Raw genomic sequence first — 15,029 nt, 5'->3', positions numbered from 1 at the left:
GTTCCCCTCCCGCGAGGGTACATGGTCAAGACGGAGGAGAGGTCTCCTGGCTCAAGGCAGCACCGCTCGCCTTCCCGGGCATCACGCCCAGTGGCACAAATGAGTGGTGTTTCCGGAGCCGGAACTCCGAGTGCCTCTTACAGTGGCGGGGCCGCGCCGGCATTTAACCGAACTTCCGAGAGCCCCTCCGTCATACTTCGTTGCCGGATGGATAACCCGGTCTGTGGCGCTCGGGCAAGTCCCGTCGAATCTCCTGCTCAACGAGGTGGTCCCTTGAGCGGCCATCGTCTGGACGGCGGGATGTAGATGCGCTTAAGCAGCTCGCGGCCAAGTTCCACGTTCTTGTCGGGTGCCGTTTTGGGATTCCTATTGGGCATCCTCAAGGCCGGTCTCACCCGTGCGCCTAGGCCGTGCCTTGGTCGCACACGCAACGCTCAAAAATGGCGGCGATCACCGCCAGGCGCCGCGTTGGTTCTATCCCTTTTCGAGCCGCTTCCTCACCCCGCCCGCCGCCGCTTGTTCTTCATAAAGTCCGTCATGATGTGCTGACCAAGTGTCATCGTACTCGTGAAGTACGCTTTTCCTCGAGCGATCTCCGACACCTTTTGAACGAACTGAACCAGATAGGGGTCGTCTGCGAGCATGAATGTGTTGATCAGGATCCCGCTCTTGCGGCACGCAGACACCTCTTGGTATGTGCGCTTCAGAATCACCGGATCGAGTCCACCCGAGTTCGTGTAGACGCGCCCGTCCGGGAGTGTCATAGCGCTCGGTTTGCCGTCGGTGATCATCACGATCTGTCGCATGTCTTTCTTCTGCGACGTGAGGATCCGGCGCGCGATCTCAAGGCCTTCTGCTGTGTTGGTGTGAAACGGTCCAACCTGGGCCTTCCCCAGCTGTGAGAGGGGGATCTCTTGAGCACGGTCACCGAACGTGACGACTCGTAGTGAGTCGCCGGGGAACTGCGTTCGGATCATGTGTGACATCGCGAGAGCCACTCGCTTCGCAGGGGCAAAACGATCTTCCCCGTAGAGCACCATCGAATGACTGATGTCGAGTAGCAGCACCGTGGCGCACGATGACCGGTACTCGGACTGGTGCACCATCAGGTCCCCGTACTCGAGGTTGAGCGGGACTTTCAGTCCCTCCCGCTCGATCGCCTTCGTTAGTGTGGCGGGGATATCGAGGTTCATCGTGTCGCCGAACTCGTAAGGACGTGAGGCTGCCTCCGCCTCGATGCCAGTCGACAGATGTGGTGTGTCATGAGACCCGGCGCTCGACTTCCCGAGAGCCCCTAGTAAGCCCTTGAGCGCACGATAGCCCAGGAAGTCCATCCCTTTCTGGGTGAGGCTGAAGTTAACCTGCTGTGCGGCCTGCTTCGCATCGTCGATCTTCCCCTGACCCGTGACATCGTAAGTCGCGCCCGGGATCTGAGGATTGCCTGACTCGAGGTCGATGAAGCCTTCGTCGGCCATCCGGGCGATCAGATCATCAAGAAGTTCAGCGATCTTCTCACGGATGGCGTCGTCTCCCTGACCCTCGCCTCTCAGCTCTTCGATCATCTCGGATGTGAGCTGCCCGCTCTCGATGAGCGCCTTCAACAGAGCGTCCTTGAGGGAATCCGCGGAGTTCACGTCCTCGTCACCTGACCAGCCCCAGTAGGGATGATGGTGAGCTCCCCCTGCGAAGCCTCCGTCCATGAGAAAGTCGGACAGATGCTCGAGCAGAGACTCGAGGTTCAGGGCGTCCAGCCATTTGCCCTTGTACTTGGAGTAGGTCGTAAAGCGCATGACACCATGCTATTGGGCGGGATACCTTCCCGCTATGAACAAGCCCCTCGCGATGGAGCCTGCGGTTGTTCCCGATCTCCGACACGCGCTCCTGACTCACTACGACCGATTCGGTCGAGATCTACCCTGGCGGGAGAGCACCGACCCGTACCGAGTGCTTATTTCGGAGTTCATGCTGCAACAGACGCGTGTTGCGACAGTGGAGAGGTACTACGACGCCTGGCTCGAGCGGTTCCCCGACCTCCAGTCACTGGCCTCGGCCGAAGAGGATGACGTCCTGAAGGCGTGGGAGGGCATGGGCTATTACCGCCGAGCGAAGAATCTGCGTAAAGCCGCTGTAATGATCGTCCATGAGCACGGCGGTGTCTTTCCAGCGACCCACGATGATTTGTCCAAACTCCCAGGGGTGGGAGCATACACCGCTGGAGCGATTGCGAGCATTGCGTTCGGTGAGGTCGTGCCTGCGGTCGACGGGAATGTGAAGCGAGTGCTGGCCCGTGTTTGCGACGAGGTAGACCCCAGACCGCCGTGGCTCAAGCGTGCGGCGGAGCGACTCGTCGATCCGGAGCGACCGGGAGACTGGAACCAGGCCTTGATGGAGCTTGGAGCAACGATCTGCACACCTCGGCGCCCGAAGTGCTCAGAGTGTCCGGTCCAGTCCTGGTGTCAGGCCAAGGAAATGGGCACCCAGCTTGAGCGACCTGGCCGCCGCACGCGAGCTGCAGTGCGTACCGAAAGTGTCGCCGTTGGAGTCTTTCACGACGGTCATCGCGTCCTGCTCGTGCGCCGACCAGATGACGGACTGCTGGGCGGGATGTGGGCGTTTCCCGAACTGCCGTCGTTAGAGACAGTGGAGGCATCGACGCATACCGACCTTTTCTCGTTCGCCAGGGAGTCTGGATTGAGCCCTGTCGGGGAGGCCATGGTGCTCCCCGAGGTCCGGCACAAATTCACACACATCGACATGACGTACAGGCCGGGGTCGTGCCGAGTGGCGCCGACTAATAGCCCTGCCGCTACCCTCGGAGAACATGCCTGGATCAATCCCGCGGACACGACCGACTATGCGATACCTGTCGCGCAGCGGAAGATTTTGGACTCATGGATGGCCGAACAGGCCGGAGCAGGTCAGTGAAGATTTCGAAGATGAACTGGCAACAGGTAGAGTCCTACCTGGAGACTGATGACAGGTGTGTGTTACCGCTCGGCAGTACGGAGCAGCACGCATTCATCAGTCTGGCCACGGACAGCATCCTCGCAGAACGCGTGGCGTCTGCGGCGGCGGATCCGCTAGGAATTCCGGTGTTCCCCGCTCAGCATTACGGACTGACGCCTTACTTCATGGGCTATCCGGGCACTGTCACGCTGTCGCAGGCGACCTACGAGAGAGTGTTAACTGAAATCCTCGCGAGCCTCCGCCGTCACGGGTTCATGAGGATTCTTGTGGTGAACGGGCACGGTGGGAACAGTCTGGCGCGTCCGGCTGTCGAGGCGTGGGCGACCGGTCGCGAAGGAGTCGAGGTCAGATGGCACGATTGGTGGAAGGCGCCTGCCGTGCGGTCCGCTATCGATGCAATCGACCCAGATGCGTCCCATGCATCGTGGATGGAGACGTTCCCATGGACACGGGTGGCTGGAGTGGATCTACCGGACGCGCATAAGCCGCCACTTGGTTTATCCGACCGTGACCAGTTGTCTCCTGAGCGTCTGCGAGAAGCGATGGGTGACGGCTCTTTCGGAGGCTGGTACGAGCGGAGTGAGGACGAGATGAACGAGATCTGGGGAATCGCAGTCGAAGAGACACGGGCACGGCTGACCGAGGGATGGGCATGAGCTACGACTTTTCAGGCCAGACCGTTCTGGTGACCGGCGGAGCTCACGGCTTCGGCAGGGCGATCGCGGGCTCCTTCGCGACACGTGGGGCCACCGTGTTCGTGTGCGATGTCGTCGAGGATGAGTTACAGAAAACTCTGGAGATCATTGGCGACGCCTGCTACGGAACGATCGTCGATGTGACCGACCGCTTCGCAGTAGATGCGTGGGTGCAGTCTGCTCTCGCGCAGACCGGCCGTGTCGATGTCCTGGTGAACAACGCCGGGGGTGTGCTAGGGCAGGTGGGGCGGCCGCTGGAAGAGGTGACTATCCAGGATTGGGAGGCTGTTGTCGCGGTCAACCAAACTGCTGTATTCTGGGCCTCGCAGGCCGTTGCGCGCTGTATGAAGGAGGCTTGCCAAGGCCGGATCATCAACATCTCTAGCGGTGCCGGCCTGACCATCAGCAAGACGGGAATTCAGGCGTATGCTACGGCAAAGGCGGGCCAGATCGGCCTGACCCGCCAGCTAGCGCACGAGCTCGGGCCCTACGGAATCACCGTGAACAACGTTGCCCCTGGCTTCGTGCTATCGAACCACGCTACCGAGCGTCAGTGGAAAGCGTATGGGCCTGAAGGGCAGGCCGACCTGCTGGATGGAATCGCACTCCGACGTCTAGGTACGCCCGCGGACATAGCGCATGCGGTGCTTTTCTTGGCGTCAGAGAATGCGGGCTGGATCAGCGGGGTCGTGCTGCCGGTGGATGGCGGGAAGTAGGCGAGGTTCCTCTGAGACTCAGGCGTTCATCCCGCCCATCGGGTCGAACCCCTCGTATCCCTTTCCCTGAGTCGGGCCATGGTGCGGAACTCGACTGTATCCCGCATGGTTTCGACTGATCCGCTTCTGCGCAACCAGGGCCTCCAGTACCAGCTCGCACGCCGCCGCCCGGTGCCCGTCCCCGGCAGAATCGGACACGAGTCCGACCATGCGCACCAGATCCAGGAGCCCCGGAACTGTCTGGAAGCCTAGAACGCAAGCGGACCCTGACGAGTTCTGCCCCACCTGGATTGCCCCTCCCGTTTCGAAATACTCGACGATGTCGTCGACGTCGGCGCCGGCAGCGCGTACGTCGAACGTCTGCGAGCAACTTTGCTGAATCAGCTCGCGCGCGATTCGATCGCCACCGTGCATCTCGCCCTCGTACTCGAGCTCCATCTTTCCCGTGATCGCTGGAAGTGCAGCGAACAGATCGGAGACGCGAGGTACTGCGACCTCTTCGTTGTGACGGAGTGCTCTTCGCTCAGCGTTGGAAACCGCGGTCTCCATGACCGTGATCGGCATTCGTTGGCTGACACCCGATCGCTGGTCGATCCGCTTGTCGCCGCGAGCGATGAAAGCGATGCGCTCGACCGTCTCCTCGAGGAAGTCTGGCACCTCGATGCATGCACCCTCGCGGCCCACCCATGCCTCTTGGCGGGTGATCTCGATGCCGGTTTCCACTTCTGCCGGATAGTGTGTCCTGATCTCGGCGCCGATCCGGTCCTTGAGCGGGGTAATGATTTTTCCGCGCGCCGTGTAATCCTCAGGATTTGCGGTGAAGACCATCATCAGGTCGAGTGCTAGGCGAAGGGGGTAGCCCTTCACCTGCACATCCCCCTCTTGGAGGATATTGAACAGCCCGACCTGGATTTTCCCGGCCAGGTCAGGGAGCTCGTTGATCGCGAAGACACCCCGGTTGGCTCTGGGCATCAGGCCGTAGTGGATCGTCAGCTCGTCCCCGAGAATATGCCCGCCTCGGGCCGCCTTGATCGGGTCTACGTCCCCGATCATGTCTGCAATGGTGACGTCCGGAGTGGCCAGTTTCTCGACGTAGCGGGCGTCCCGATCGATCCAGGCGATGGGTGTGTCGTCCCCGTGCTCCGCGATTAGTTCTTTCGCGTACTTGGAGATCGGAGAAACGGGATCGTCGTTGACTTCACTACCCGCAATGACCGGTACCTCGTCGTCCATGAGGAGGGCAAGCTGACGCAGGATCCGACTCTTCGCCTGCCCACGGAGGCCGAGGAGGATAAAATCGTGTCGAGCGAGGACCGCGTTGATGATCTGAGGCACGACAGTGTCGTTATAGCCCTGCACGCCTGGGAACAGCTCATCGCCGGTCTTCAGCTTCCGGATGAGGTTGTTCCGCATCTCGTCCTTCACAGAGCGGCTTACGTAGCCGTTCGACTTGAGGTCACCGAGAGTTCGGGCGCGATCGTGGGTCATGCGGAAGGGCTCCGTTATCTTTGGGGTCGAATCCGTACACGCGTCGCTCGACGCGGATCCCCCAATGAACCAGCACCGGAGCTTCCCCATGGCCGAGGGCACCAGCGTTCTCCGCACGTCGATCTGTTCACTCGATGATCAGCCGCCGCTTCCGCGTGATCGGTTCATCGTCGCCGATCAGCCGGATGACGAAGCGCTTCCCATGGATGTCGTGTTTGTTGGAGGTGGCCCCGCCGGTCTGGCCGGTGCGATCGAGCTGGCTCGTCTGGTGCGGAAGGACAACGAATCAGGCGACGGGGTTGGGGAGGTCGAGATCGCTGTGCTTGAAAAGGCCGGCCAGCTCGGCGAGCACAATCTCTCCGGTGCGGTCGTGAATCCGAGCGCGTTCAAGGAGTTGTTTCCTGAGCTCCTCATGGACGACCTGCCCCTTCGTCGGCCGGTTACCAAGGAGGCGGTCTATGTACTGACCGAGTCGAATTCCTATCGGATCCCGACGCCTCCTACGATGAAGAATCACGGCAACTGGATCGCATCGATCTCGGAGATCGTGCGCTGGATGGGTGAGCAGGCCGAGGGACTGGGGGTGAACGTCTTTCCCGGCTTCCCCGTGGATGCACTCCTCATTGAGGAAGACAACGTCATCGGGGTGCGGACGACTCCGTCGGGGTTAGGCCGTGATGGTGAGCCCGCGAGTGCTGATGCAATGCCCGCGGTCGACCTCACCGCACGCGTGACCGTTCTCTCAGAGGGGACGCGAGGATCACTGTCGCAGGCGTGGCTCGACTGGAAGGGCATCACGTCCGAGAATCCGCAAATCTTTGCGCTGGGTGTGAAGGAGATCTGGGAGGTCAAAAAGCCGCTCGACCGGATCATTCACACGATGGCGTGGCCGCTCCCGAAAGATGCCTTCGGCGGCAGTTTCATGTATCCGATGTCTGACAGCACTGTCGCCGTTGGACTGGTCGTCGGTCTAGACTATGCCGACGCACGCTTTGACGTCCACGACTCCCTGCAGCGGATGAAGCTGCATCCGCTCTTCCGTGAGGTGCTCGAAGGCGGAGAGTTGGTCGAGTGGGGCGCCAAAACGATTCCAGAGGGTGGTTATTACTCCGTCCCAAAGGAGCGGCATGGCGATGGGCTGATCATTGTCGGGGATGCTGCCGGGTACGTCGAAGTCTCGTCTTTGAAGGGCATCCACTACGCGATGCATTCCGGGATCATGGCCGCACGTCAGATCTTCGATGCCCTCAAGAAGGGTGACACTTCTCGCGAGGCGCTCGCCGGCTACACGACGGCCGTCGACCAGAGCGTGATCATGAAGGACCTGAAGGCCACGCGGAACATGCGCCTGGCGTTCAAGAGTGGATTCTACTCAGGTGGCGTGAAGGCCGGCCTCATGACGGTTACCGGAGGAGCCTTTCCTGGTGGAAAGATCTCGATCGAGGAGGACGCGGCTGAGACGAAGCGGCTCGCGTCCGAACCGTCGAAGGTCGTACCCGATGGCAAGCTCACGTTCTCGAAGGTCGACGCCGTCTACAAGTCCGGCAATCAGACGCGCGACGACATCCCGTCACATCTCGTGATCGGGGAGGACGTGAGTGCGGAAGCAGCCGAGATGTATGTCCACCTCTGTCCCGCGGGCGTCTACGAACGCGATGGTGACAAGTTGGTCGTCAACGCACCGAATTGCATTGACTGCAAGGCGACCGATGTTCTGGGCCCAAGATGGACGCCGCGTGAAGGCGGCAGCGGACCCGCGTACCGGCAGATGTAGACCGGGTGGGGGCGCTACTCGCGCCTCAGCGTGATCGCGGGGTCGATGCGACCGGGTCAGCGATGAAGTTCACGCGAGTGATCGACTGCTGCGGATCAGCCGCGAGGCGCTCCCTGCGAATGCCACAGACGAGCTCCGACGATCGGCCATCGCTGCGGCGCGTCAGCGGCCATCCTCGAGCGTGATCACCGACCCACCTGGCATCTGGAGACGCCCGCCGAGCTGAAGCATCATCGGAGTGGTGTCCATGTAGTCCGCTGCACGGACGATCCGACCGTTCTCGATCTGGATGAGGGTTACCCCGTTGGTCATCACTTCGCGGCCCGTGGCGACCGGGACCTGCGTGCCGATCGGCCGCGCCTGCGTGGCTGAGAAAATCCACTCCGCTATGGCGCCCGTTTCCGTGATGTGAACCGCTCCGACGCTCCAGTAGACATCGTCTGCCCAGGCGTGCAATGCGGTCACGTACCCTATGATCTCCTGGAAGCCCTGATACGTATGCTGGTTCGGAAAGTCGTCATAGGTGGCCTCGGGCCAGAAGAGGTCTTCGACGAGTGTTACGTCACCGCGCTCCCGGGCGGCCATGAGCGAACGGATCGTTATTTCAGCTTTTCGAGCAGCAGAGTCGTCGTCGATGCGTGCCGACGGCACGCAGGCCGAGAAGCTGGCGGCGAGAAGAAGAGCAGGGCAAAGACGTCTCAAGGTGAACCTGGTGACTCGAGGACTGGGCGCCCAATGTAGCTGGAGGTTAGTTGCCCGGCTCTTCGGCGCGCGGGTAGTTGGCCATGTCCCGCACCGCGATCACGCCCGAGTAGAGCAGGCGGTACAACTCGGCCTCCGCACGATCGCGATTGGGTACCGGCACGAGGTGGACATGCGCGTCAATCAGGCCGGGAATGACATATCCAGCCCCAAGGTTTGGTCACGATCGCGTCGCGTGGCGCGTCGGGGTCGAAAAGCAGCTCGATCCGGCTCGCTAAGATCAGAATCTCATTGCCCCGAATCGCTATCGCGGCGTCTTCGAGCGGCGCGGTATTTCCTTGGGCGGCCAGGGCATTCGCGAAACTGAACGCAGCGGTGGCGAAGAGAGGTTTGCGATCGAAGAACGATTCATTGCTGCTGGAAAGGCTGAGGGTGTTCAGAAGGCGGATCGATTGTGTCAGATCCCTTGATTCTCGGGCTAACTCTCTCGGCTGATACCGCATGGGCAAGAAAAAAGGTCGACGAACCCTTGCCCGAACCCGGACGCAGACCGCTACTCCTCGATCTGGAGGCCAACACCAGTCGATGTGATGACGAGGGTCGGCAGGATTGTCCGCACTGGCTTGCCGGCAAAGCCGTCGAGGGCCTCGTCCGCACTCTCGTACAGAGTGAGTTGCTCAATTGTCTTGATGGTCGGAAAAACCATCGGCAGCTCGCCAAGGTCACAGCGGTCGAGGGCTTCCTGCGGCCCGACCCAGACTGCGTCCGTCATCTCTCGTGGGTCGACGATCGGCGTGGCACCAGAACGCACTTTTGCCGCGAAGAACCGTGTGTCGTAGCGTCGCGGCTCGGGCAGGGGTGTGATCCAGTGAGCGATGTATTCGATCGCATCACCGGCAATACGGCACTGAAGTCGTGCGATTGCGTCTGCGAACGAGATGTCATCGTTCATGAGCTGGTTCCGTACTCGATCTACATTGGCGTCCTCCGCGGCTGTCGGAGGGGCGGATCCATCGGAGCGGATCCCCACAAGGATGCCAGTCTCTTCGAAGGCCTCCCTCAGCGCCGCGAGATAATATGCGATCGCAGGAGGCTCAGCCCTGGGCAAGACAAGCCTCGACTCAGCGCCGTCGACCGTCAGGTCGTCGAGTCGCTCGATGACCGCGGGCATCGCATCGGTTCCGTCGACTCGGCCACCCGGAAAGACGTAGGCGCCTGGGACGAAGCCGGCGCTCCTGCTTCTCCGCATAAGAAGAAGCTCCATCCCTGTGGGTGCATCGCGTAGAAGCACGATGGTGGCAGCTGGCCTCGGTGCAGCCGGCACCCCAGACGGGTTCCCGATACTCGCCGCGAAGTTGTCGGGTAGACGGTCGAAAGGGATTACCGAATCGGGATCGCTCACAGGTTCTTCAATTTCCAGCTGCCATACCGTCTTTTCGTGGATCGGAGGCGGCGGCCCATCCTCGAGATAATTTAAGGATCGCTTGCCCACCTCCAAACGCGACTCCGTCGGGGCTTCGCAGTTCGTGGCCCATCGCTTCGAGCGCGCTTCCGACCTCCGGGTCGAGATTCTCGATCGCAACAGTGGTCCCGCTGAAGTGGCGGAATCGCGCCGCGTCGATCGCCTCCTGCGGGTCCATTCCGTACTCGATCAGGTTGAGCATGACCTGGACATGACCCTGCGGCTGCATGGAGCCGCCCATGACGCCAAATGAGAGCCAGGGCGATCCATCCTTCGTAGCGAAGGCAGGGATAATGGTATGGAAGGGTCGCTTGTTCGCGGCGATCTGATTTGGATGGCCCTCCTCCATGGTAAATCCCGACCCCCGGTTCTGGAGCACCACGCCCGTTCCCGGGATGACGACTCGGGAGCCGAAGTACCCGTAGATCGAGTTGATGAAGGAGATCATGTTGCCGTCACGATCAGCGACGGTCAGGTAAATCGTCTCCGAGTCCGTCACTAGGCGACCGGGATCGGGCCTGTCCGCTGCCCGCGTGTGATCGATCAATCCGGCACGACCCGTGAGGTAGTCTGGATCGAGGAGAGTCTCGGGCTGCACCTGCATGTGATCGGGGTCGGCCACATACCGGGCGAGGTCCGCATGGGCCAGCTTCTTCGCCTCGATCAACACGTGGAGGTACTCAGCTGAGTTGTGTTCCATTGAAGCGAAATCCACGCCCTCCAGCATCTTCAGCATCTGGAGCGCTGCGATGCCCTGACCTGCTGGGGGTAGTTCGTAGAGCGTGTACTCCTTGTAGTCGACGCTCATCGGCTCGACCCAGCGGATTTCGTGGTTTGCCAGGTCTTCGATCGTCAGGTAGCCACCGAGTTCGTCGAGACCATCGATGAACTCCTGGCCCAGTTCTCCACCATAGAAGCTCTCGGGTCCCTGGTCTGCGACCCGCTGAAACGTTCGCGACAGGTCTGGATTGCTGAACCAGTCACCCGCTTTGGGCGCCTCGTCGTTGATCAGAAACGTTGCGGCCGCACCCGGGTTACGCCGGAGACCGTTCACTGATCCGGCCCAGTCCTGAGCAATGATCGGTGACACGGGGAACCCCTCTTCGGCGAGGCGGATCGCAGGCGCGAGCACCTCGGCCAGCGTCAAGTTGCCGTATGTTTCAACCAAGGCGCTCCATCCTGACAGCGCGCCGGGCACAGTAACCGAACGCGCACCGTTTCCAGGGACCCGCTCTGCGCCCTCTGCTACCAGTGCTGCGACGTCGGTCTTTGAGCCCGACCTTCCGCTCGCATCAAGACCAACCAGCCGACCCTCCGAGGCTGACCAGAGAATCGCGAACATGTCTCCGCCCATACCTGTCATGTGTGGCTCGGTGACGTTCAGCACTGCGGCCGCAGCGACAGCTGCGTCGATCGCGTTTCCGCCGCTGTTGAGTATTTCGAGAGCTGTCGTTGTCGCGAGAGGCTGACTGGTCGCCGCCACGCCGTTTGGCGCGTAGACAGTCGAGCGACCTGAATAGGTCGCGGGGCTCGTTACCGGCCCTGTCATCCGGGAAGTCATTTGGGCGGTCAGTGGCTGGGCCGCGAGGGCGAGAGTGATGATAGGTATGATGGGACGCATCGGGTCACCTGTGCTTGGTTGTGGACATCACCCTGACACCAAGAATTGAGAGGGGCCGAGAATGTCGGCGCCGAAGCTCGTTGAAGCGAGGGTCAGGCCTCTCTCTCGAGCACGTCTCGGGAGAATAGTTCTCCCAGATGAGCGATGTCTTTCTCCGTGCCCTGCGGCTCCTCCCAATGGATCGGCAGGATCACCTCGACTCCGCAGGGCTCACCGGCCCGGGCCTCATCCTCAACACCCGTGGTGTAGTGACCACCGACGGGGAGAAACCCGACATCACATCGGATCCCGAACATCGACGGGAGGAAGGCGGTGTCACCGGCGTGATAGTAGGTGTGCCGGGGATCGTAAAGACGTAGCCGAGCCAACCCTGCTCCGGCGCGTGGTGCTTCTTGTCCACGTTGTGAGCGGGGACCGCGAGAATATCGAAGCCGTCGAGTTGGAGCGTGTCCCCGGGGCGCACGAAGTGATATGCGCTGTCCAGCTGTTTTTTCATGGAGGTGGACGCGATCAGTGCCGTTTTCTCGCCTCGTACCCGGGCGATGTCGTCTTCCGAAAAATTGTCGTTTTGCAGATACGTGAGGAGCGCGAAATCCGCCTCGGAATCCTTGTCCACGCCATGTGGGTCCATGTGGGTCTCCAAGCCCTTCCTTCTGATTCGAACGGAGGAGCCGCGAAACCATGTGATGCCCTCAAGTGAATCGCTCATGATGGAACGATGTCCGGTGGCGCGAGAAGTGAGGAGGTGCCAACCTAACCGCCGCTCTCGGCCCAAAAAAGTGGCATGTCCGGCATACCGATAACCGCCAGATTGGCATAAGGCCATGCGATCCGGGCAGGAATTTGGGTCATATTCGTGGCAAGGATCGTGCAATCGAAGCTACGACTGGCGAGCGATGAGTGAGTGACAGGGCTCTTGGGCCCACCCATTACAGACGAATCAACGAACGCCGGAGCATCTACTCTGTCTGACAAGACACCGACCCCCGATCCGAAGATGACCGGGGGAAAGGACACCGAAGATCCGATGGCTGAAAGATTCACGCTGCCGGTCCTGCCCCTTCGTGATACGGTCGTGTATCCTGGCGTCGCCGTGCCGATTTCGGCAGGGCGCCCGGGAACCGTCGAGGCCGTGCAGGAAGCGCTGGACGGCGACCGACGAATGTTTGCCGTAGCACAGCGAGAGAATGTCGACGACGCTGCGCCCGAGTACCTGTACTCGGTCGGGACCGTCGTTCGCATCATCCAGACCCATCGGGTCCGTGGTGGTGTGCAGCTGCTCGTGCAGGGAGAGGGTCGAGCCCGGGCGTTGTCGTACGAGCAGGAGGGCCAATCCATGCTCAATGCGGTGCTCCTCAAGATGGACACGGTGGAGCCCCGAAATTCAGAGGATCCGGCGTTTCAGGCACTGGATCAGGAGCTGCGCGACCGGGCTGCCGAACTCGGTACCCGTCGAGGTGTGCCAGCGGAGGCCCTGAATCAGCTTATTCAAGGCGTGGAGGAATCGGGTCCCTTTGCTGACCTCGTAGCGTTCTATCTTGAGCTTGAGACTTCGGACAAACAGGGATTTCTGGAGCTACTCGACGACGAAGAGCGCATGCGCGCCTGTCTCTTGGCGGTGGAGCGGGAGCTCGCGCGGATCGATGCACAGGAAGACATTCAGGCGAAGGTCCAGTCGGAGCTGGGCGAGCGACAGCGCGAAATGCTTCTGCGTGAGCAACTCAAGGCGATCCAGAAGGAGCTCGGAGAAGAGGAAGAACGCGACGACATCGAAGAGATGCAGAAGCGGATCGAGGAGCTCGAGCTCAGTGAGGAACAACGATCGGAGGTCGATCGTGAATTGCGTCGCCTCGAGCGTACCAGCCCTCAGTCGGCCGAGTATCAGGTCATTCGCACGTTTCTCGAGTGGATCACGGAGCTACCTTGGAACCAGCGAAGTGAGGAGAAGATCGATCTCCGTCTGGCCGAAGAGATCCTCCACGATGATCACTATGGGCTGGAGGACGTAAAGGATCGCGTGCTCGAGTTCCTGGCTGTGCGGAAGCTCGCGATGGATCGGTCTACTGAGGCTGCCGGTGATGAAGAGCCGGACGGCGCTGGCGACGGTGGTGCGGGTCGCGGGCCTATTCTGCTCTTCGTCGGACCTCCTGGGGTCGGAAAGACCTCGATTGCTCAGTCGATCGCGCGATCTCTTGGTCGTGATTACGTGCGGATTTCACTTGGTGGAGCCCGAGACGAGGCCGACATCCGAGGTCATCGGCGTACCTATGTGGGTGCGATGCCTGGACGGATCATCCAGGGGATGAGATCGGCCAAGAGCAAGAATCCGGTATTCCTGCTCGACGAGGTCGACAAGCTCGGTCAGTCGTATCAGGGTGACCCGAGTTCTGCTCTCCTAGAGGTGCTCGACCCCGCTCAGAACTCCACGTTCGTCGATCACTATCTCGGAATCCCGTTCGATCTTTCTGAGGTGCTCTTTGTCGCGACCGCGAACTATCTGGATCGTATTCCGGGCCCGCTTCTCGACCGTATGGAACGAGTCGACTTCGCCGGATACACCGAGGCCGAGAAGCTAGAGATCGCGAAGCGGTATCTGCTCCGTCGTCAGAGGAAGGAAAATGCCCTGACCGATGCCGAGCTGAAGATGAAAGACAAGGCCCTCCTCACGATCATCCAGAGTTACACGCGGGAGGCCGGCGTTCGGCAGCTAGAGCGTGAAGTTGGGAAATTTGCCCGCAAGGTCGCGCGCCAGATTGCGGGTGGAAAACTCAAGAAGATCAACGCGTCGCCCGATGACGTGGCGGAGCTTCTGGGGCGCCCGAGGGTGCATCCGGAGCGGATCTCGGATCACGACACACGTGGCGTGGCAACCGGCATGTTCTACACCCCGATGGGCGGGGACATCATGTTCGTCGAGGCTAGCGTCATGCCAGGCGAGGGTGGCTTCGTACTGACCGGGCAGCTTGGTGACGTCATGAAGGAGTCGGCACGTGCGGCCCTATCGTACGCGAAGGCCAACGCCGAGCGACTCGGCATCCCCGAAGATTCGTTACAGAAGGTCGAGGTTCACATTCACGTCCCGGCTGGGGCGATTCCGAAGGACGGTCCTTCGGCCGGAATCACTATGGCAACGGCACTGGTGTCGGCCATCTCTGGGCGGAAGGTCCGACGCGATGTGTCGATGACGGGCGAGCTGACATTGACTGGACGCGTGCTGCCTATTGGTGGAGTGAAGGAGAAGGTTCTGGGGGCCGTTCGGGCAGGGATTCGAGAAATCATTCTTCCGATCGACAACGAAGTAGATATTGAAGACATCCCAGCGGATGTTCAGAAGCACATCACGTTCCATCTGGCCGAGACGCTGGACGACGTGGTTGCTGTCGCTTTGACCGGAGACATGCCGGCAGGAGCCGGCCGCCCTGCGACGGCTCGAAAAGCGAAAACAAAGGGGGCACCGGCCAGGAAGAAGTCCGCCGCGGGGAAGGCGAGTGCCAAGGCAGCGGGCAAGAAGAAGCCAGCACGGAAGAAGAAGGCTAAGGCGAAGAAGCCCGCGACCCAGAAGTCGATGGCCGCCAAGAAGGCCGCACCGAAAAAGAAGGCTAAG

Annotated in this window: 11 protein-coding genes and 1 riboswitch; of the genes, 5 read left to right on the top strand and 6 right to left on the bottom strand. The window is 61.0% G+C overall.

Translation table 11 applies throughout. The annotated features are described in order from the left end of the window. Nucleotides 1–41: 41 nt before the first annotated feature. Nucleotides 42–177: riboswitch (cobalamin riboswitch) on the bottom strand. A 320-nt stretch (nt 178–497) separates the two neighbouring features. Beyond that, nucleotides 498–1,790: a VWA domain-containing protein gene (locus tag OSA81_08485; protein MDE0899038.1), complete on the bottom strand. Its 1,293-nt coding sequence runs from the start codon at nt 1,788–1,790 to the stop codon at nt 498–500. Between the two features lie 34 nt (nt 1,791–1,824). On the opposite strand from OSA81_08485, the gene mutY reads away from it, so the two are divergent. Genes mutY through OSA81_08470 form a run of 3 tightly spaced genes read left to right on the top strand, consistent with a single transcriptional unit; the run spans nt 1,825 to nt 4,378 of the window. Then, complete coding sequence (gene mutY, locus OSA81_08480) at nt 1,825–2,925, top strand: A/G-specific adenine glycosylase (protein ID MDE0899037.1); 1,101 nt, start codon at nt 1,825–1,827, stop codon at nt 2,923–2,925. Next, nucleotides 2,922–3,623 (top strand): creatininase family protein, encoded by a 702-nt coding sequence (locus OSA81_08475; protein ID MDE0899036.1) that lies wholly within the window; start codon nt 2,922–2,924, stop codon nt 3,621–3,623. The genes mutY and OSA81_08475 overlap by 4 nt, the downstream gene beginning before the upstream one ends. Then, a complete protein-coding gene (locus OSA81_08470; GenBank protein ID MDE0899035.1) occupies nt 3,620–4,378 on the top strand; it encodes a glucose 1-dehydrogenase in 759 nt (252 codons plus the stop codon). Before OSA81_08475 ends, OSA81_08470 begins: the two co-directional genes overlap by 4 nt. 18 nt (nt 4,379–4,396) lie before the next feature. Here OSA81_08470 and OSA81_08465 read toward each other — a convergent pair whose 3' ends face one another. Continuing rightward, the gene (locus tag OSA81_08465; protein ID MDE0899034.1) at nt 4,397–5,866 is read right to left on the bottom strand and encodes a hypothetical protein; all 1,470 of its coding nucleotides are present in this window, start codon (nt 5,864–5,866) and stop codon (nt 4,397–4,399) included. A 64-nt stretch (nt 5,867–5,930) separates the two neighbouring features. Here OSA81_08465 and OSA81_08460 point away from each other — a divergent pair, with 64 nt between their 5' ends. Next, on the top strand, nt 5,931–7,640 hold the full coding sequence (locus OSA81_08460) for an electron-transfer flavoprotein:ubiquinone oxidoreductase (GenBank protein MDE0899033.1): 1,710 nt from the start codon (nt 5,931–5,933) through the stop codon (nt 7,638–7,640). 162 nt (nt 7,641–7,802) lie between these two features. Here the strand turns inward: OSA81_08460 and OSA81_08455 are convergent, their stop codons facing one another. The 4 genes from OSA81_08455 to OSA81_08440 form a co-directional block, all read right to left on the bottom strand. Continuing rightward, nucleotides 7,803–8,342, bottom strand: coding sequence for a nuclear transport factor 2 family protein (locus tag OSA81_08455; protein MDE0899032.1), 540 nt, complete (start codon nt 8,340–8,342; stop codon nt 7,803–7,805). Nucleotides 8,343–8,895: 553 nt separating this feature from the next. Beyond that, the gene (locus OSA81_08450; GenBank protein ID MDE0899031.1) at nt 8,896–9,744 is read right to left on the bottom strand and encodes a hypothetical protein; all 849 of its coding nucleotides are present in this window, start codon (nt 9,742–9,744) and stop codon (nt 8,896–8,898) included. 7 nt (nt 9,745–9,751) lie between these two features. Next, entirely contained in the window at nt 9,752–11,425 is a 1,674-nt protein-coding gene (ggt, locus tag OSA81_08445) for a gamma-glutamyltransferase (protein ID MDE0899030.1), read from the bottom strand. A 190-nt stretch (nt 11,426–11,615) separates the two neighbouring features. Then, nucleotides 11,616–12,134: an MBL fold metallo-hydrolase gene (locus OSA81_08440; GenBank protein MDE0899029.1), complete on the bottom strand. Its 519-nt coding sequence runs from the start codon at nt 12,132–12,134 to the stop codon at nt 11,616–11,618. A gap of 318 nt (nt 12,135–12,452) precedes the next feature. Here OSA81_08440 and lon point away from each other — a divergent pair. Beyond that, nucleotides 12,453–15,029 (top strand): endopeptidase La (gene lon / locus OSA81_08435; GenBank protein MDE0899028.1); only part of this gene is annotated, 2,577 nt, incomplete at its 3' end.

Source organism: Longimicrobiales bacterium, assembly GCA_028823235.1.
Lineage (GTDB): Bacteria > Gemmatimonadota > Gemmatimonadetes > Longimicrobiales > Gaopeijiaceae > UBA2589.
Note: the sequence above shows the minus strand (reverse complement) of the source record. Positions and strands in the feature narration are given on the sequence as shown.

Coding starts and splice junctions, on each gene's coding strand:
- OSA81_08485 (MDE0899038.1), bottom strand. CDS start 1,790: ATGCGCTTTACGACCTACTCCAAGTACAAGGGCAAATGGCTGGACGCC.
- mutY (MDE0899037.1), top strand. CDS start 1,825: ATGAACAAGCCCCTCGCGATGGAGCCTGCGGTTGTTCCCGATCTCCGA.
- OSA81_08470 (MDE0899035.1), top strand. CDS start 3,620: ATGAGCTACGACTTTTCAGGCCAGACCGTTCTGGTGACCGGCGGAGCT.
- OSA81_08465 (MDE0899034.1), bottom strand. CDS start 5,866: ATGACCCACGATCGCGCCCGAACTCTCGGTGACCTCAAGTCGAACGGC.
- OSA81_08460 (MDE0899033.1), top strand. CDS start 5,931: ATGAACCAGCACCGGAGCTTCCCCATGGCCGAGGGCACCAGCGTTCTC.
- ggt (MDE0899030.1), bottom strand. CDS start 11,425: ATGCGTCCCATCATACCTATCATCACTCTCGCCCTCGCGGCCCAGCCA.
- OSA81_08440 (MDE0899029.1), bottom strand. CDS start 12,134: ATGAGCGATTCACTTGAGGGCATCACATGGTTTCGCGGCTCCTCCGTT.